The 18,226-nt window shown below is 68.5% G+C and carries 18 protein-coding genes; 13 read left to right on the top strand and 5 right to left on the bottom strand.

Annotated elements, in window-relative coordinates:
• Nucleotides 1–90: 90 nt before the first annotated feature.
• The 4 genes from lipB (at nt 91) to ACR9E9_RS09765 (ending at nt 3,967) form a co-directional block, all read left to right on the top strand.
• Entirely contained in the window at nt 91–747 is a 657-nt protein-coding gene (gene lipB / locus ACR9E9_RS09780) for a lipoyl(octanoyl) transferase LipB (protein ID WP_435198294.1), read from the top strand.
• A gap of 104 nt (nt 748–851) precedes the next feature.
• A complete protein-coding gene (gene lipA / locus ACR9E9_RS09775) occupies nt 852–1,907 on the top strand; it encodes a lipoyl synthase (protein ID WP_435198293.1) in 1,056 nt (351 codons plus the stop codon).
• A gap of 36 nt (nt 1,908–1,943) precedes the next feature.
• Nucleotides 1,944–2,666 (top strand): DUF4191 domain-containing protein, encoded by a 723-nt coding sequence (locus tag ACR9E9_RS09770; protein ID WP_435198292.1) that lies wholly within the window; start codon nt 1,944–1,946, stop codon nt 2,664–2,666.
• A gap of 23 nt (nt 2,667–2,689) precedes the next feature.
• The gene (locus tag ACR9E9_RS09765; protein WP_435198291.1) at nt 2,690–3,967 is read left to right on the top strand and encodes a M18 family aminopeptidase; all 1,278 of its coding nucleotides are present in this window, start codon (nt 2,690–2,692) and stop codon (nt 3,965–3,967) included.
• On the opposite strand, the gene ACR9E9_RS09760 is transcribed toward ACR9E9_RS09765, so the two are convergent.
• Nucleotides 3,957–4,373 carry an RDD family protein gene (locus tag ACR9E9_RS09760; protein WP_435198290.1) on the bottom strand — a complete coding sequence of 139 codons (417 nt, stop codon included), beginning with the start codon at nt 4,371–4,373 and terminating at the stop codon, nt 3,957–3,959. The two genes, ACR9E9_RS09765 and ACR9E9_RS09760, sit on opposite strands and share 11 nt — an antisense overlap.
• Nucleotides 4,374–4,582: 209 nt before the next feature.
• Here ACR9E9_RS09760 and glnA point away from each other — a divergent pair, with 209 nt between their 5' ends.
• On the top strand, nt 4,583–6,007 hold the full coding sequence (gene glnA / locus ACR9E9_RS09755) for a type I glutamate--ammonia ligase (RefSeq protein WP_435198289.1): 1,425 nt from the start codon (nt 4,583–4,585) through the stop codon (nt 6,005–6,007).
• Nucleotides 6,008–6,125: 118 nt separating this feature from the next.
• Here the strand turns inward: glnA and ACR9E9_RS09750 are convergent, their stop codons facing one another.
• The 3 genes from ACR9E9_RS09750 to ACR9E9_RS09740 all read right to left on the bottom strand — a co-directional run bounded on the left by ACR9E9_RS09750 (nt 6,126) and on the right by ACR9E9_RS09740 (nt 8,674).
• Nucleotides 6,126–7,601: a sodium:solute symporter family protein gene (locus ACR9E9_RS09750; RefSeq protein ID WP_435198288.1), complete on the bottom strand. Its 1,476-nt coding sequence runs from the start codon at nt 7,599–7,601 to the stop codon at nt 6,126–6,128.
• 1 nt (nt 7,602) lies between these two features.
• Nucleotides 7,603–7,806, bottom strand: coding sequence for a hypothetical protein (locus ACR9E9_RS09745; RefSeq protein ID WP_435198287.1), 204 nt, complete (start codon nt 7,804–7,806; stop codon nt 7,603–7,605).
• Nucleotides 7,807–7,906: 100 nt separating this feature from the next.
• Nucleotides 7,907–8,674: a maleate cis-trans isomerase family protein gene (locus tag ACR9E9_RS09740; RefSeq protein WP_435198286.1), complete on the bottom strand. Its 768-nt coding sequence runs from the start codon at nt 8,672–8,674 to the stop codon at nt 7,907–7,909.
• 217 nt (nt 8,675–8,891) lie between these two features.
• Here ACR9E9_RS09740 and ACR9E9_RS09735 point away from each other — a divergent pair, with 217 nt between their 5' ends.
• From ACR9E9_RS09735 to ACR9E9_RS09700, 8 genes are all read left to right on the top strand, one after another.
• Entirely contained in the window at nt 8,892–9,923 is a 1,032-nt protein-coding gene (locus ACR9E9_RS09735; protein ID WP_435198285.1) for a hypothetical protein, read from the top strand.
• Between the two features lie 96 nt (nt 9,924–10,019).
• On the top strand, nt 10,020–11,282 hold the full coding sequence (locus ACR9E9_RS09730) for an FAD-dependent monooxygenase (protein WP_435198284.1): 1,263 nt from the start codon (nt 10,020–10,022) through the stop codon (nt 11,280–11,282).
• Nucleotides 11,283–11,382: 100 nt separating this feature from the next.
• Nucleotides 11,383–12,216, top strand: coding sequence for an FAD binding domain-containing protein (locus ACR9E9_RS09725; protein ID WP_435198283.1), 834 nt, complete (start codon nt 11,383–11,385; stop codon nt 12,214–12,216).
• Complete coding sequence (locus ACR9E9_RS09720; protein ID WP_435198282.1) at nt 12,213–14,606, top strand: xanthine dehydrogenase family protein molybdopterin-binding subunit; 2,394 nt, start codon at nt 12,213–12,215, stop codon at nt 14,604–14,606. The genes ACR9E9_RS09725 and ACR9E9_RS09720 overlap by 4 nt, the downstream gene beginning before the upstream one ends.
• Nucleotides 14,603–15,109 (top strand): (2Fe-2S)-binding protein, encoded by a 507-nt coding sequence (locus ACR9E9_RS09715; protein ID WP_435198281.1) that lies wholly within the window; start codon nt 14,603–14,605, stop codon nt 15,107–15,109. Before ACR9E9_RS09720 ends, ACR9E9_RS09715 begins: the two co-directional genes overlap by 4 nt.
• Complete coding sequence (locus ACR9E9_RS09710) at nt 15,109–15,768, top strand: SRPBCC family protein (protein WP_435198280.1); 660 nt, start codon at nt 15,109–15,111, stop codon at nt 15,766–15,768. The genes ACR9E9_RS09715 and ACR9E9_RS09710 overlap by 1 nt, the downstream gene beginning before the upstream one ends.
• A 14-nt stretch (nt 15,769–15,782) precedes the next feature.
• Nucleotides 15,783–16,472 carry an isochorismatase family protein gene (locus tag ACR9E9_RS09705; RefSeq protein WP_435198279.1) on the top strand — a complete coding sequence of 230 codons (690 nt, stop codon included), beginning with the start codon at nt 15,783–15,785 and terminating at the stop codon, nt 16,470–16,472.
• Nucleotides 16,469–17,326 (top strand): alpha/beta fold hydrolase, encoded by an 858-nt coding sequence (locus ACR9E9_RS09700; RefSeq protein WP_435198278.1) that lies wholly within the window; start codon nt 16,469–16,471, stop codon nt 17,324–17,326. The genes ACR9E9_RS09705 and ACR9E9_RS09700 overlap by 4 nt, the downstream gene beginning before the upstream one ends.
• Before the next feature lie 193 nt (nt 17,327–17,519).
• On the opposite strand, the gene ACR9E9_RS09695 is transcribed toward ACR9E9_RS09700, so the two are convergent.
• Nucleotides 17,520–17,978 carry a MarR family winged helix-turn-helix transcriptional regulator gene (locus ACR9E9_RS09695; protein WP_435198277.1) on the bottom strand — a complete coding sequence of 153 codons (459 nt, stop codon included), beginning with the start codon at nt 17,976–17,978 and terminating at the stop codon, nt 17,520–17,522.
• Between the last annotated feature and the right edge of the window lie 248 nt (nt 17,979–18,226).

Raw genomic sequence — 18,226 nt, 5'->3', positions numbered from 1 at the left:
GCGGAGTCGATGTGTCGACGGGTGTCCTGACGCCCGTCGACACATCGAACCAGCGGGGGAAGGCCACGGGGCCCGGCGTAGGGTGTCGCCATGCGCTTCGAGGAGCTCGGGTTCGCCCCCGACACCGTCGACTACCTGACCGCCTGGGACCACCAGAAGACGGTCCACGCCGCCGTCGTCGCGGGTGAGCTCGAGGACACGACGCTGCTGCTGGAGCACACCGCGGTCTACACCGCGGGCAAGCGCACCTCCCCGCACGAGCGACCCGTCGACGGGACGCCGGTCATCGACGTCGACCGCGGCGGCAAGATCACCTGGCACGGCCCCGGGCAGCTCGTCGGTTACCCCATCGCCCACCTGCCCGGTCGGCGCGACGTCATCGCCCACGTGCGTCGCCTCGAGGAGATGATGATCCGCGTCGCCGCGGACGTCGGCGTCACCGTCCAGCGGGTGCCCGGTCGCTCGGGCATCTGGGTCCCCGGCGCCGACGGGGCTCGTGACCGCAAGCTGGGTCAGGTCGGCATCCGGGTCTCGCGGGACGTCGCGATGCACGGCTTCAGCCTCAACGTCGACTGCGACCTGTCGTGGACGCAGACGATCATCCCGTGCGGGATCCCCGACGCGGACGTCTCGACCCTCGCGCTCGAGACCGGCCGGGCGATCACCGTCGCCGACGTCGTCCCGATGGCCCGCCGGCACCTCAGCGAGCTCATGACCGAGGACCTTCCCCTGAGCAAGGGCGCCTGACCCCCTTCGCTCCTCCTCCCTTCGTCCTGACCCGGGAGGCGGCGTAGGCTGGAGCGCGAGTCCGGACACCTCCCGGACCACCGAGACACTGCCAGGAGAGTTGCGTGACCGTCGCACCCGAAGGACGTCGTCTGCTGCGCGTCGAGGCGCGCAATGCCGAGACCCCGATCGAGCGGAAGCCCTCGTGGATCCGCACCACCGCGAAGATGGGCCCCGAGTACAACGAGATGCGTGGCCGCGTCAGCGGCGCCGGCCTGCACACCGTGTGCCAGGAGGCCGGCTGTCCCAACATCTTCGAGTGCTGGGAGGACCGCGAGGCGACCTTCCTCATCGGCGGTGACGTGTGTACCCGCCGCTGCGACTTCTGCGACATCGCGACCGGCCGGCCGACGAGCCTCGACATGGACGAGCCGCGCCGCGTCGCCGAGTCCGTCCAGGAGATGGGCCTGCGCTACTCCACCGTCACCGGCGTCGCCCGCGACGACCAGCCCGACGGCGCGGCGGGTCTGTACGCCGAGACGATCCGGGCGATCCACGCGCTCAACCCCAACACCGGTGTCGAGATCCTCCCGCCCGACTTCGGCGCGAAGCCGGAGCTGGTCAGCCAGGTCTTCGACGCCCAGCCCGAGGTCTTCGCGCACAACCTCGAGACCGTGCCGCGGATCTTCCGGAAGATCCGTCCGGCCTTCACCTACGAGAAGTCGCTGAAGGTCCTCTCGATGGCCCGCGAGGCCGAGCTCGTGACCAAGTCCAACCTCATCCTCGGGATGGGCGAGGAGGAGGCCGAGATCGAGGAGGCCATCCGCGACCTCCACGACGCCGGCTGCGACATCCTCACGATCACGCAGTACCTGCGACCCTCCCAGCTGCACCACCCGATCGACCGGTGGGTCAAGCCGGAGGAGTTCGTCCACTGGAGCGAGCTCGCCGAGGAGATCGGCTTCAAGGGCGTCATGGCCGGCCCGCTCGTGCGCTCGAGCTACCGCGCGGGACGCCTCTACGCCACCGCGATGCGCAAGTGGGGTCGCCCGATCCCCGAGCACCTCTCGCACCTCGAGGCAGCCATCGACGAGCCGGCTCGCCAGGAGGCCTCGACGCTCGTGGCCAAGGCTGCCGGTCAGGCCATCCTCGACCAGCCGGCCACCGGCACGGACGGCTGACCGGGTCACCCCGGTGAGCAACTAGACTCTCTGCCCATGGCCCGCACGTCCGACAAGCCCACGAAGCCCAAGCGGCAAAATCCCTTCAAGCGGATCGCCTCCGTCTACAAGACGATCAAGGAGATCGACCCGCAGGTCACCCTGTGGATGCTCCTCGCCTTCGTCGTCGTCCTCGGCATCGGTACGCTCATCGGTCTGCTCATGGGCCATGTCATCGCCTCGCTGCTCATCGCGGTTCCCTTCGCGCTGCTCGCGGCGATGATCGTCCTCTCCCGACGGGGTGAGCGGGCCGCCTTCGCCCAGATGGAGGGCCAGCGCGGCGCCTCGATCGGTGGCCTGTCCGCGCTGCGTCGTGGCTGGTACTACGACCAGGAGCCGGTCGCCGCCGACGCGACCAAGCCCAACGACATCCAGGCGGCAGCCGTCGTCTTCCGGGCCCTGGGTCGTCCGGGGGTCGTCCTGCTCGGTGAGGGTCCGAAGCACCGCGTCGACAAGCTCTTCGCCAAGGAGAGCAAGAAGGTCTCACGCATCGCGCCCGGAGTGCCGGTGCACACCTTCATCGTCGGCTCCGGGGACGGCGAGCTGCCGCCCCGCAAGATCCGCGTGACGCTGACCAAGCTGCGTCCCTCGCTGTCGAAGCAGGAGATGTCGGTCGTCAACAAGCGCCTGAAGTCCCTGCCCGGCCTGCGCTCCGGCGTCCCCGCCGGTGTCGACCCGAACCGCGCGCGGATGGACCGCAAGTCCCTGCGCGGTCGCTGATCCCGTCCCCCAGGAGAGCAGCAGTGCACGCATCGCCGGGCGCCCACGCCGACGACCTCGCCGCCTTCATCGACCGCAGCCCCTCGAGCCATCACGCCGCCGCCGAGGTGGCGCGCCGGCTGCAGGACAGCGGTTTCGCCGTGCTCGACGAGGCCGGTGCGTGGCCGCAGGCCCCCGGCCGGTACTTGGTGGTGCGCGACGGCGCCGTCATCGCCTGGGTCGTGCCCGCCTCGGCCACGGCGACCACTCCGGTGCGCGTCTTCGGCGCCCACAGCGACTCCCCCGGCTTCAAGCTCAAGCCGCGGCCGACGACCGGCTCACTCGGCTGGCTGCAGGCGGGCGTGGAGGTCTACGGCGGGCCCCTGCTGAACTCCTGGCTCGACCGCGAGCTGCGCCTGAGTGGTCGACTGGTGCTCGACGACGGCACCGAGGTGCTGGCCGACACGGGGCCGCTGCTGCGACTGCCGCAGCTGGCGATCCACCTCGACCGTGAGGCCAATGAGCACCTCGCGCTCGACAAGCAGGCCCACACGCAACCGGTGTGGGGTCTGGGCACGCCCGAGTCGGCCGACCTGCTGGCCGAGGTGGCCGCCTCCGCGAGCGTCGATGCCCTCCGCATCCGTGGCTACGACCTCGTCACCGCCGACTCCGCTCGTGGTGCCGTCTTCGGCCGCGACGACGCGTTCTTCGCGGCGGGACGCCTCGACGACCTCGCGAGCGTGCACGCAGGTGCGGTGGCCCTCGCTGCCGCCGGCGACGGATTCGACGCCCCCCACATCCCGGTGCTCGCCGTCTTCGACCACGAGGAGGTCGGCTCGGCAACCCGCTCCGGGGCGGCCGGGCCCTTCCTCGAGGACGTGCTCGAACGCATCGGGCTGGCACTCGGCGCGGACCGGGCGGAGCGGATGCGGGCCCTGACCTCCTCCTGGTGCGTCTCCAGCGACGTCGGTCACTCGGTGCACCCCAACTTCCCGGAGAAGCACGACCCCCAGGTGCGCCCGCTGCTGGGCTCCGGCCCGATCCTGAAGATCAACGCGAACCAGCGCTACGCGACCGACGGTGTGGGCGCCGCCGCGTGGCACGGCTGGTGCGATGCCGCGGGCGTGGGCAGCCAGGAGTTCATCTCGAGGAACACCGTGCCGTGCGGGTCGACGATCGGGCCGATCACCGCGACCCGACTGGGCATCCGCACGATCGACGTAGGCATCCCGATCCTGTCGATGCACTCGGCGCGCGAGCTCGCCGGCACGAGCGACCTGCGTGACCTGGCGCGGGTGGCTGAGGCCTTCTTCACCGGCTGACCGGGCGGAGGATGCGCGTGCCGGCGGCCCGGTCGTGCAGGCCGCGGCCGTCGTCGGAGAGCACGATGACCGGCGGGATGACCAGGCACAGCAGGGCGGCTCGGGCCGCGGCACGAAGGGGGGTGACCCACTCCCCGCGCAGCGGCACCACGCGCAGCCCGAGGAGTCGGTGGCCGAAGGTGGCCCCGCCGAGCGTGGTGCCGATGAGGTTGAGCGCGAAGAGCAGGCCCAGCGGGACGAAGGAGAAGGCCGCGTCGCTGAGCTCGATGACCTGGCCGATGAGGCCGTTGGTGATGAGCAGGCAGGCAGCCCAGTCGATGATCAGGGCGAGGAGGCGACGCCCGAAGGGGGCGGTGGTCCCCCCTTCGTCCGGGGTCTGTCCTCGATGGTCGGCGCTGCTGCTCACCGGAGCAGCCTATGCGGCCGCGTTGCGGACGCCCCCACCGGCTGACGCCGCCCCTCGGTAGGATCGGGGCTCGACAAGTGGGATCGCGGTCTCACGTAACACCGGTGAAACATTCGGGTCATGGTCGAGAAACCGGCCCTGCGTACTGTGTCACCAACAGTTGATGCGGCAGGTCATCGTGGGCTGTCGCCCCACCCCAGGAGGATGGTTTGTTCAGCTCCCCTGACGAGGTTCTTGAGTTCATCAAGGCCGAAGACGTCAAGTTCGTCGACATCCGTTTTTGCGACCTGCCCGGCATCATGCAGCACTTCAACGTGCCAGCGGAGTCGGTCGACGAGGAGTTCTTCGTCGAGGGCCAGATGTTCGACGGGTCATCGATCCGCGGCTTCCAGGCCATCCACGAGTCCGACATGAAGCTCGTCCCGGACATCAAGACCGCGTACCTGGACCCCTTCCGCGTCGAGAAGACCCTCATCGTCAACTTCTCGATCGTCGACCCCTTCACCGGCGAGCAGTACAGCCGTGACCCGCGCAACGTCGCCGCGAAGGCCGAGGCGTACCTCTCCTCGACCGGCATCGCCGACACCGCCTTCTTCGGCGCCGAGGCGGAGTTCTACGTCTTCGACGACGTCCGCTTCGACACGCAGCCGCAGGGCAGCTACTACTTCCTCGACTCGATCGAGGCCGCGTGGAACTCCGGGCGCAAGGAGGAGGGCGGCAACCAGGGCTACAAGACGGCCTTCAAGGGTGGTTACTTCCCGGTGCCGCCGGTCGACCACTTCGCCGACCTGCGCGACCAGATCTGCCTGAGGTTGAAGGAGGTCGGTCTCGAGGTCGAGCGCAGCCACCACGAGGTCGGCACCGCGGGCCAGCAGGAGATCAACTACCGGTTCAACACGCTGCTCCAGTCCGGCGACGACATCATGAAGTTCAAGTACGTCGTCAAGAGCACCGCCTGGGATGACGGCCGCACCGCGACCTTCATGCCCAAGCCGATCTTCGGTGACAACGGCTCGGGCATGCACACCCACCAGAGCCTGTGGAAGGACGGCGAGCCGCTCTTCTACGACGAGCAGGGCTATGGCGGCCTCTCCGACATCGCGCGCTGGTACATCGGGGGTCTGCTCAAGCACGCCCCCGCGCTGCTCGCCTTCACCAACCCGACCGCGAACAGCTACCGCCGTCTCGTGCCGGGCTTCGAGGCCCCGATCAACCTCGTGTACTCGGCACGCAACCGGTCGGCGTGCATCCGCATCCCGATCGCGGGCAACTCGCCGAAGGCCAAGCGCGTCGAGTTCCGCATCCCGGACCCGTCGAGCAACCCGTACCTGTGCTTCGCCGCGCAGCTCATGGCCGGCATCGACGGCATCAAGAACCGCATCGAGCCCCCGGAGCCGGTGGACAAGGACCTCTACGAGCTGCCCCCGGAGGAGCACGAGGCCATCGAGCAGGTCCCGACGACACTGCCCGAGGTGCTCAAGGCGCTCGAGGAGGACCACGAGTTCCTGCTCGAGGGCGATGTCTTCACCTCGGACCTCATCGAGACCTGGATCGCCTGGAAGCACGAGAACGAGGTCATCCCTCTGCAGATGCGTCCACACCCGCACGAGTTCGAGATGTACTTCGACATCTAGACGCTCGTCACGCGGACCGACGAACTCGTTCTGCTGCACAATGCACAGCGGACGCGGACCCTCAGGGGGTCCGCGTCCGCTGTGCTTTGTGATCTCACGCAGCCACGAGCGCGTGCGGCTACACGGCCTTGTGCTCGCGCAGCTTCTCCTTGACGTGCCCGAGGAAGTCAGCAGCTCGGGCTTCCGGGGCCGGCGTCGCCAGGCTGACTCCGACGAAGAGGGCAATCGAGACGAGCAGTCCCCAGACCCCGCTGCCCTGACCCAGCAGTCGGGTGGAGGTGAGCTCGAGCATGAGGACGAGCAGACCGGCGACGACGGTCGCGGCCAACACCCCGGGGGCCGTTCCGCGCTTCCAGAAGAACGCCCCGATGATGGGCGGCACCATGACCAGAAGCCCCGCCGACGCGGAGACGGAGAGCACTGCGATCAGATTGATCTCGAGCTGTGCGAAACCGAAGGCGAGTGCGGCGACAACCGGCAGGATGAGCTTGCCGACCACGAGCTGCTGCTGCTCGGTCGAGTCGTCCTTGATCGTCCTGTAGACATCACGCGTGACCATCGAGGAGAGGGTCAGCATGATCGAGTCGATGGTGGACACTGCCGCCGCGATGATGCCGATCATCACGACCACGCCCAAGAAGGCGGGGACGAGGTCGGAGGCAAGCAGCATGGGGGTCGCGAGGTCGCCGGTCGCCAGGTCGGGAAAGCGCTGCAGGGCCGCAAAGCCCCAGATGACCGAGACCATGGTGTAGATGAAGCCGAAGACCATGAACCCGAGGAGCATCTTGCGCAGGTCGCCCATCGAGCGCGGTGTGTAGAGGCGCTGGCTGACCTGCGGGTTGGAGATGCTGAAGAAGATCCACGGCAGGGTCAGCCCCAGGAAGACGCTGAACGAGAAGAACCCGTTGCCTGGCACCGACAGGGACCCGCTGTGGTCACGGCTGAGCGAGCTGAAGAACTCCCCGGCGCCGCCGAGCCGGTAGACCACGAAGCCGACGACCAGGGTGGCGCTGATGACCATCATGATGGCCTGCAGGGAGTCGGTCCAGGCAACCGAACGGAGGCCGGCGACCAACGAGAACACGATCGCCATGATGGTGGCCAGGATCGTGCCGGCGGTGAAGCTGACTGCGCCATCGCTCATGCCACTGACCAGGTACCCGACACCGGCCAGCTGCACGGCGGCGTAGGGGATGAGGAAGACGCAACTGGTCAGTGCGGTGATCACACCGACCGTTCGACTCTCGTACCGGTGGCCGAGCATCTCGGACGGGGTGACGTAGCCGTACTTCTGGCCCACCAGCCAGAACCGCGGGCCGAAGATCGCGACCAGGGTCACGCCCGAGAGATAGATCAACTCGAAGCCGAGCGCGCCGACCCCACCCGAGTACGTGAGCCCGGCCAGTCCGACCAGCATGAAGGCGCTGTAGGTCGTGGCGCTGTAGCTCATCGCCGAGACGAAGCCGCCCATCTGACGGTTGCCGAGGAAGTAGTCGGACATGCTCTCCGACTTGCCCTCTCGAGAGACGAAGGCGGTGACGAGGGCGATGGCGATGTAGATCGAGATACCGATCCAGATCCAGGTGGCCTGCATGTCAGTCCTTCCAGTCGGACGTGATGATGGCGTTGACGCCGATCACCACTGCTGTGGCGAGCGTCCAGAAGAGGAAGCTGCCGTACCAGACGTCCATGGTGGTGAAGACCGTGTAGGGCAGGAGAAAACTCAGCAGGATCAGGACGAGTGGCACGGTGAGCCACCATCCCTTCTTGCTTCGGCCTGGCTTGCTGGTGCGGTCCATCGTGGACTCCTTTGTCCTGGGCGCGGGAAACGGGGTGGAAGGGGTGGTGCTGTTCAGGGGCGCGCGTGGCGTCCCCGCGGGATGTCTGCAGGGCTGATGTTCAGTACCGGCCGCTCAGCAGGGAGCCCGCGTCGGGCGCCTCTGCGGTGAGGCCGAGGTCGGTCAGGATCGACCATGCGGTGGCCGTCGCTGCCGAGATGACCGGCTTGCCGTAGGCGTCCTCCACGGCCTGGATGGCCGCCAGCGACGGCATCTGGACGCAGGCGGACAGCACGAGCACGTCGGCCTCCTCCAGTCCGTCGAGCCGCTTCCAGTGCTCCGTGAGGTCCATCGGGTCGAGGTGAGCGACGGCGATGTTGTCCGCGACCTCGAGGGAGAGCGTGTCGAGCACCTCGAAGCCGTCATCAGCGACGTAGTCCGCGACGAGCTGGGTCAGCGGCTTCATGTAGGGCGTGACCATGACCACCTTCTTCGCGTCGAGAGCGTGGAGCGCCCGCAGCAGGGCGCCGGCACTGCTGACGACGGGTGCGTCGACGCCCTCACTGGCGAGGGCCGTGCGCATCTGCTCCTCCGCAGTGCAGTGATAACCCGCCCCCTGGGCCATGATCGCGACCAAGCAGGCTGACGTGACGATATCGGGTCGTGCGTCGGCCAGCTCCACGCTGGCCCGCTCCGTCTGGTCATTCATCGCCGTCAGCTCCTCCGGTGTCACGCGCTTCATCCGCATGCGGCTGGAGTGGAACACGAACCGATCCTGCGGATGCAGGGCCCGCCGTCCGCCGAGGACCTCGGGCAGTTCGGTTTCCATGGTCAGGTTCGAGCTCGGCACGATCAAGCCGACGTGGTGGGTTCGAACGGTTGTAGTCATAGGTAGTTGGTACACGAACTATCAGGTTCTTGGCAAGGGTGCATTCGGCGAACGGTCGAAGCATGCCGGGCAACCCCCTCCCCCGGCGCACAGCGCAAGGTCCGCAGCCGGCTGAGCTGGTCAAGCTTCGGTCACACCCCTTGACGAACCCAAAGCCGTTCGTATAGAAACGATCTAGGTACCGCTCACAGCCGAGCGGAGTTCAGGAGATGCACCGATGAATCAGTTGATGTCCGCGGACCTCGTACAGGCCTTCACCGAGGAGTTGCACCTGTGCCGGCTCCAGCCGAACGAGCACGTCGTCGTGTTGGCCGAGCCGAGCAGTCGACAGGACTACGTCGCGGCATCCTTCGCGGCCGCCAAGGCCTGTGGGGCGCACGTCATCGTTGCCACCGTCCCCGGCGGCAACCCCGACCCGGTTCCCAGCACGCACACGGGAGCGGGGCCCGGCTTGGTCTCCGTCCTCCAGGACTCCGTCGCGCAGGAGCTGCTCAAGAGTGCGGACCTGGTGCTCGACCTGACGCGTGAGGGGTTCATCCACGCCCCGATCCAGGACGAGGTCCTTGCCTCGGGGACGCGCATCCTCTTCGTCTGTGACGCACCGGACGTCCTCGTGCGCAACATGCCGACGGCGCACGACAAGGATCGGGTGCTCGCCGGTCAGCGGCTCGTTCACGAGGCGACGACCATGCGCGTCACGAGCGCGGCCGGAACGGACCTGACCGTCGACCTGAAGAAGGTGCGCTGCGACTTCCAGGTGGGCTTCAGCGACGACCCGGGCCGGTGGGACCACTGGCCGAGCACGATGGTGCTCTGCTGGCCGGAGTTGTCGGATGGACGGATCGTCCTCTCCCCCGGCGACATCATCCTCCCGTTCAAGGAGTACATCCGGGAGCCGGTGACGCTCGAGGTGGCCGGTGGCCACATCGAGAAGGTCAGCGGTGGCGCGGACGCCCACATGATCAACACCTTCTTCCACGACTCCGAGGACAAGTGGGCCCGGTACCTGTCCCACATGGGCTGGGGCCTGATGAAGACCGCCGACTGGTTCGCCCAGGCGATGTACGCCAAGCACGAGGTCATGGGCATGGAGGCGCGGGCCTTCGCCGGCAACTTCCTGTGGTCGACGGGACCGCACCCGGTCCTCCACCGCGACTCGTACGCCCACCTCGACATCGCGATGCGCGACTGCACCGTGACCCTCGATGAGACGTCCGTCGTCGTCGACGGGCAGCTCATGGAGTCCTGAGCACCCCCCCTTCCCCGGCAGGGTCGTCCCCTCGATCAGCCGCTGCCCGAAGCCAGCCACATCAGCCCTGCCCCATCAGGAGGTTCCATCGTGTCCATGAGTCAGTCACTCGAAGTCGTCGTCGTGGGCGGAGGCCTCGGCGGGCTCACCGCCGCGCTCGCCATGCGCCAACAGGGACTGCGGGTCACCGTGCTCGAGCGTGCCGCTGCCCTGGGTGAGGTCGGAGCGGGCATCCAGACCGCACCCAACGCCGCCCGCATCCTCATGGGTTTCGGCCTCCTCCCCGAGCTCGAGCGGATCAAGACCGAGCCCCAGGACCAGGTGCGGCGGCGGTGGAAGGACGGCAGCATCATCGCGCTGACCGCCCTCGGCGACTACTGCAAGGAGACCTACAACGCACCGTACTGGCACTATCACCGGGCCGACCTGCACCAGGTCATCCACGAGGCGTGCACCGACCCCCAGGGGCACGGCCCCGTGGTCGAGGTCATCACCAACGCCGAGGTCACCGACATCGACCAGAGCGACGTGCGTCGCCCCGTGGTGACGACCGCCGACGGGCGCCGTGTCGAAGGCGACGTCGTCGTCGGCGCCGACGGCATCCGCTCGGCCGTGCGCGACGCCATCGGTGGAGAGGACACCCTGGTCTTCTCCGGAGAGATGGCCTACCGCGTGCTCGTGCCCGGCGACAAGATCCGTGCAGACCCGGCGACGCGATGGCTCGTGGACCGCTTCCAGAGCACCATCTGGTACGGCCCGGATCGTCACCTCGTGCACTACATGCTCCGTGGTGGCGACCTGCTCAACATCGTCGCGATCGTCCCGGCTGACGAAGGGATCGCCGACAGCTGGGCTCGCGCGGCGACGGTCGAGGAGATGCTCGAGGAGTACAAGGACTGGGACGACCGCGTCACGTCCATGCTGTCCAAGGCCGGTGACGACTGCAGCGTCTGGGCCATGTACCACCGTCGCCGCGATCCCGTGTGGGTCGACGGGCAGGTCGCCCTCCTCGGCGACGCGTGCCATGCCATGCTCCCCTACCAGGCCCAGGGAGCCTCGCAGGCGATGGAGGACGCCGCGGTCCTCGCCGAGGAACTCGGTGCGACCACCCGGCAGGACATTCCGGGTGCCCTCGCCCGGTACGTGGCCCGTCGCTCCAAGCACGCGGGGATGGTCCAGGACGCGTCCTTGCGCAACAAGGACTTCTACCACCTGCCCGACGGTCCGGAGCAGGAGGAGCGCGACCTCAAGCTCGCCAGCTTCGATGGGGAGTCCGACGTCTCCTACGAGTGGCTGTGGAGTGGCAGTCCGCTCAACAACGCCGACATGGAGTCCTTCCACTACCAGTTCCGTCGCTGACTCCCGTCGGCCGATTCTGGTTCATGGACGTGCACGGTCCATCAGCACCGCTTCTCAGGTGGCGCCGGTGGACCGACGAGGAAACGAAAGGCCGATCCACGTGAAGCCAGCACCCTTCGAGTACCACCGGGCCGCGAGCGTCGAGGACGCGATCAGCTTGCTGGTCGCGCTCGGCGACGAGGCGAAGATCGTGGCCGGGGGGCAGTCCCTCGTGCCGATGATGAGCTTTCGCCTGGCCCGCCCCGAGCACCTGATCGACATCACGGGCGTTCCCGGGCTGGACGAGGTGTCCCTGGACGGCCGCGATCTGACGCTGGGCGCTCTGGCCACCCACCAGCGCGTCCTCGAGAGCGAGACGATCCGGCGCAGCCGGGGACACCGGATCATCGCGACGACGATGCGCCACGTGGGTCACCTGCCCATCCGCGCTCGCGGCACCGTGGGTGGGAGCATCGCCCACGCCGACGGCTCGGCCGAGTGGCCCCTGCTCGCTGTTCTTCTCGGCGGGAGCATCGTGGCTCAGGGTCCGGGGGGTGAGCGGGAGATCGCCGCCGAGGACTTCTTCTTCGGTCTCTACACCAGCGCCCTGGAGCCGCAGGAGGTCCTCACCCGCGTCGTCCTGCCCGGGGCGAGCGGTGCCACCGGTTTCGCCGAGTACGGCCTCCGCCACGGTGATTTCGCCCTGGCCTCGGCGGGAGTCGTCCTCCCGTCGCCCGAGGGTCGGGGTGCGCGAGCCGTCGTCAGCGGTGCCGCTCCAGCCCCCGCACGACTACCAGCGGTCGAGCAGGCGCTCTCTCGGGAGGACCTCACCGAGGAGGATCTGCGCGCCGCCACCAGCGCGGACCTCGACACGCTCGAGACCGAAGACGACTACCAGCGGGACCTCGTCACCACCATGGTGACCAGGGCCGTGCAGGAGGCCCGGGGACGATGAGCGCGATCCACAACTCGACCGACCGACCGCCGACCATGAAGAGCGACGGAGCCTTCATCGGCGCCTCGGTGCGTCGGCGTGAGGACCCCCGCCTGCTCACCGGAGCCGGGAGGTTCGTCGATGACATCTCGCGGCCAGGGCAGCTGTACGCCCAGTTCGTGCGCAGTCGCGTGGCCTTCGGCCGCATTCTCCGGGTGGACCTCGAGGACGTGCGACAGGTCCCGGGGGTCGTGGCCGCCTATGCGGCAGACGACCTCATCATGTCGCCGATCGCCGCACTGCTCGACCGGCCATTCGAGCAGTTCCGCCCCAGTGAGATGCCGGTCCTTGCCCACGACACCGTGCGATTCATCGGCGAGCCCCTCGCCATCGTCGTCGCCAGGACCCCCTACGCCGCCGAGGACGGAGTCGAGGCGGCGAAGGTCGACTACGACACGCACACCGCCATCGTCGATGCCGATGTCTCGCTGGCCGAGGGCTCCCGACGCATCCACGAGGGAGTCCCGGAGAACGTCTTCGTCGACGTCAGCCTCTTCGACACACCGGGCGTGGACGACGCCTTCGACCAGGCCGACGAGGTCGTTCACCTGACCGTCGAGTCCGGGCGCCAGAACGCCCTCCCCATGGAGACCCGCGCGGCGCTCGCCGAGTGGGACGAACGGGAGCAGCAGGTGGTGTTGCACACCCCCACCCAGGTCCCGCACCTCGTGCGCACCGCCGCCGCCGGGTGTCTGGGGTTGCCGGAGCGGTCGGTCCGCGTCATCGTCCCCGACATGGGAGGCGGCTTCGGGCTCAAGTGCGTCGTCGGGCGCGAGGAGATCGCGGTGGCGGCCGCTGCCGTGAAGGTCGGACGGGCCGTCAAGTGGATCGAGGACCGCAAGGACGCCCTGACCGCCTCCTTCTTGGCCCGCGAGCAGAAGTACCGCGCCCGGGCCGCGTTCTCGGCCGAGGGGGACTTCCTGGCGCTGGAGGTGGATGTCGTCTGCGACATGGGCGCCTACTCCTGCTATCCCTTCACGGCCGGTATCGAGCCACTCATGGCCTCGGGCGAGATGCCCGGCGTCTACCGCCTGGGTGCCTACCGGGTGCGGGGTCGGGCGGTGGCGACGAACAAGGCCCCTACGGCGCCCTACCGCGGCGTCTCCCGGCCGCAGTACGTCATGCTCCTCGAGCAGCTCATGGACCGGGCCGCGGTCCAGCTCGGCATGGACCGGCTCGATCTGCGCCGGCGGAACCTCATCACCGAGTTCCCCTACACATCGATCAACAACATCACCTACGACCCCGGCTCCTACCTCGAGTCGCTCGAACTGTGTGAGGAGATGGTCAGGGACGAGGGATGGTTCGAGCTGCAGGCCGAGGCCCGCACGCAGGGACGCCACGTCGGGATCGGCTTCTCGTGCTTCAGCGAGCGCACCGGCTACGGGTCGTCCGCCTTCGCGGCACGCAAGATGCTCGTCGTCCCCGGCTTCGACATCTCCGACATCCGGATGGATCTCGATGGCACGGTCACCGTGACGAGCGGGACCATGAGCCACGGTCAGGGACACGAGACCACGATGGCCCAGATCGTCGCCGACGCGCTGAAGCTCGACCCGTCACGGGTGAAGCTCCACCAGGGGGACACGGACCGGATCACCTACGGTTTCGGCACCTTCGCCTCGCGGTCCGCCGTCATCGGGGGCAGCGCGGTCCAGCTCTCCTCGCGGGCGCTCGGCGACGACCTGTTGGAGATCGCGGCTCACCTGATGGAGACCAACCTGGAGAACCTGGAGCTGCGCGATGGTGGCGTCCACCGGTTGGACTCCCCGGGAGAGCGACTCGGCTACGACGAGCTCGCCAACGTCGCCTACCTTCAGGCCCACCGTCTGCCGAAGGGGGTGGGCCCCGGGCTGCACGCCACGGCATCCTTCGACGTGACCAACGATGGGACCTTTTCCAACGCCACGCAGGCTGCCGTCGTCGAGCTGGACCCACAGACCGGAGCCGTGACGATCTTGCGGTACTTCTGCGTGGAGGACTGCGGTGTGGCGATCAACCCCCAGATCGTCGAGGGCCAGGCCCGCGGGGGCATCGCGCAGGGGATCGCTGGGGCGCTGTACGAGGAGATCACCTACGACGTCAACGGTGAGCCCTCCTGCGCGAGCTTCATGGACTATCACGTGCCCACGGCGATGGAGACCCCCGATGTGCGGATGGCGCACCTCGAGACCCCGTGCATCTACAACGAGACCGGCGCGAAGGGGGCCGGCGAAGGGGGCACCATCGGCGCACCCGGCGCCGTGCTCACCGCGGTCAATGACGCCCTGGCCTCGAGCGGCGGGTTCCTCACCCGCACCCCCATCACCCCGCGTGCGGTGCACGCGGCAATCAACGGAGGCACCCGATGAATGACCGCCACCTCATCGAACTGAACGTCAACGGTGAGGAGCACGAGCTACTCGTCGAGGCACGGGAGACCCTCGTGGACGTGCTCCGCCACCGTGTCGGTGCCACTGGCACCCACGTGGCCTGCGAGCACGGGATCTGCGGTGCGTGCACCGTGCTCCTCGACGGGGAGCCGGTGCGCTCCTGCTTGATGTTCGGGGTCATGGCCCAGGGTTGCGAGATCCGCACCGTCGAGTCCCTCGCGGACGAGGGAGGTCTCAATGACCTTCAGCAGGCGTTCACCGCCTGCCACTCCCTGCAGTGCGGCTTCTGCACCCCGGGGATGCTCATGCTCGCGGAGGGCGGGATCGCGCACCTGGAGGACGGCACTCGTGAGGATGTGCGCGAGCTGGTGTCCGCGAACCTCTGCCGGTGCACGGGATACGAAACCATCGTCGACGCAGTCGAGCAGGTGGCCCGCACTCGGCGCGGCCACGACGCCGACGTCGCGGAAGGAGCGAGCTGATGAAGATCGAGAACCAGGCCGTTGTCGCAGCGCAACCGTCGCAGGTGTTCGCCCTGATCAATGACGTGGAGCGCGTGGCCTCGTGCATGCCCGGTGCCGAGCTCGTGGGACGCGAGGGCGAGGACGGGTATCGGGGTCGGGTCTCGGTCCGTGTCGGGCCGATCGGGGCATCGTTCGAGGGTGTCCTGCGCTTCCTCGAGGTGGATGAGTCAGCACGCACGATGCACATCGTGGGCCGGGGCACCGACGTCAAGGGCAACGGAGAGGCCGAAGCCGATGTCCGGTTGGGGGTCCACGAGCACCCCGACGGAGCGGTGCTGTCCTTGACGACAGAGCTGAACATCCGCGGCAAGTTCGTGCAGTTCGGCAAGGGCGCCATCGCCACGGTCTCGACCAAGGTGCTCAACCAGTTCGCCGCGAACATGGCCGCCCTGCTCGACCAGGACCAGGCTGCCCCTGCCGACCCGTCGACGGTCGCTGCCTCCGAGTCCGAGCGCGAGGTGGGTGCAGCCCAGAAGCTCGCACCCGCGTCGACGTCCGCGGGCATGGGCATGCTTCTCGACGAGCCCACCCGCCGCACCCTCACGCTGGTCGGCACGTTCATCGCCGGCTGCCTCGAGGGCTGGATCCTCACGCGCGCCTTCGGGCGCCGCAGATGACGAAAGGACAGTCCGTGACCGCAACGAACGACGACGACTCCCCCCTCTACGACGCAGGGACCGAGGCGACCTACCAACGGGCGGGCTGGGGAGGTTCGGTCACCCGTGGCCGACCGGCCGTCATCATCATCGACCTGACCCGCGGCTTCACGGAGCCGACGTTCGACGCCGGCTGCGACCTCACCGACGTGGTCTCGGCAGCGTCCCGGTTGATCGAGACGGCTCATGAGGCAGGTCACCCGGTCATCCTGACCCGGATCGTCTACAGCGCTGCCGAGATCGTCCCTGGTGCCACGACGTGGCTGACCAAGGCGACTGGCATGCGCGGCATGCTGGAGGGCAGTGCGGCGGTCACGATGGATCCGCGGCTGCCCGTCGACCACGCCCGCGACATCGTCCTCGAGAAGAAGGGGGCGTCCGCCTTCCACGGCACCCCCCTGGCTGCCCTCGTGAGGGCCGCCGGGTGCGACACCGTCATCCTCGCCGGAGCCACGACGAGCGGCTGCATCCGGGCGTCAGCCGTCGATGCCGTCCAGGACGGCTTCTCCGTCCTGGTGCCGCGCGAAGCGGTCGGTGACCGCGCCCGGGGCCCGCACGAGGCGAATCTCTTCGACATCCACGCCAAGTACGGAGACGTCATCACGCTCGATGACGCGCTCACCCATCTGTCCGACACCCCGTCGGGCCAAGGAGGACGAGCATGACCGACCGGACCGTATCCCTGACCGCTGTGGCCGACCTGACGGAAACCGGGGCCGTGAGCCGATGGATCGGTGGCCGGCCCGGGCTCCACGTGCTCGACTACCCGGGCCCGTCGGCGGACGCCTCCATGGCACCGATCGTCCTCGTGCCGGGCATCTCGATGCCGGCCATCGGGATGGACTTCGTCGCTGGGGCCTTGGCCCGCAAGCGACGCGTGCTCGTGCCCGATGTTCGGGGCCGCGGGCTCTCCCAGTCCGGTGATGACTACTCGATGGTTGCCTACGCCGAGGACCTGGAGCGGACCATCACCGCGTTGGTGGACGGCGAGCGCGCTGTCCTCGTCGGGCACTCCATGGGCGCGCGGATCGTCACCCTCGTCGCCGCACGGGGCCGGGTCGGTCCGGGAGGCGTCGTGTGCATCGACCCCCCGCTCTCCGGGCCCGGGCGCGACCCGTACCCGACGACCCGGGCCGCCTTCATGGGGCAGGTCGAGCAGGCGCTGCGAGGGACGACGGCCGAGGAGGTCGCGCAGTCCTGGCCGACGTGGCCCGAGCGGGAGCTGGGGATCCGAGCACGGTGGCTGGGCTCGTGCGCGCCCGAAGCCGTGGGTGCGACGCACGAGGGCTTCGAGTCCGAGGACTTCTTCGAGTGGTGGCCCAACGTCCCCGAGCCGGTCGCCTTCGTTCGCGGCGCGAACAGCCCGGTCGTGCCCGCTGCGGCGATGACGGAGGTGACCTCACGCAATCCCTCCGCGACCGTGCACACGGTCGAGGCCGCCGGCCACATGGTCTTCTGGGACAACCCCACAGCGGCCATGAGCGTGCTCTCCGACGCCCTCCGGGCGGTCGGCCCCTAATACAGCAAGAGCACCACGGCGCCGATCAGGGCCGACAGCAGCACCAGAACATCCCCCCGGAGTCTCATGGCATCGATCGTCACACGCCCCCTCCCCTCCCGCGACAGCGCCAGAGGCGGCAACCCTGCGGCAAGTCGCAGCGGGGCACGACGGCGAGGTCAACGCTGAGCACCCTCGCTCGGACGCGCAGGGGTCATGGAGACGGAGGGCCGGCGTCGAGAGCGCGGGTGATCTGGCGCAGGGTGTTGCGAAGTCGCTCCTCCTCGGCACGGTCCAGGCCGAGTCGCGGCGCGATCTGACACGGGATCGCCGTGGCGCGCTCGCGCAGCTCCACGCCCGCGGTGGTCAGCGAGACCAGGACCCGCCGCTCGTCGGCGGGATCGCGCTCTCGCCTCACGAGCTCGAGGCTCTCGAGTCGCTTGAGGAGCGGGGTCAGTGTGCTCGTATCGAGGTGCAGGCGACTCCCGATCGCGCCGACCGGCACGGCGTCCGGGGCCTCCCACAGCACCAGCATCGTGATGTATTGCGGGTAGGTGAGATTGAGCTCGCTCAGCAACGGCCCATAGGCCCTGATGACCGAGCGACTCGCGTCGTACAGGGCGAAGCAGAGCTGATGGTCCAACTCGAGATCAAGGGCGGGAGTCGAGCTCATGTGGGCAGCCTACCGTGTTCCCTTTTGGCGTATCTGATCGTGCACGATAGAGTCGAGTCGTACTCGACGGAGTCGTCGAGTCGACCCCGGCAGTGTTGAGGACATGATGCACTCGACACCCCGCTTCCACTGACGCTGCGAGCGCAGCGACCACAGCGGGGATGCACCAGCCCGCTCGCCGAAAGGCGTGACCCGGCGTGACAGCCCACCTTCGTGACGGCTGCGCCGCAGGGCCGTGGCATGAGGAC

This window comes from Janibacter sp. GS2 (genome assembly GCF_051200835.1).
Lineage (GTDB): Bacteria > Actinomycetota > Actinomycetes > Actinomycetales > Dermatophilaceae > Janibacter.
This window is presented reverse-complemented; position numbering and strand designations above follow the sequence as displayed.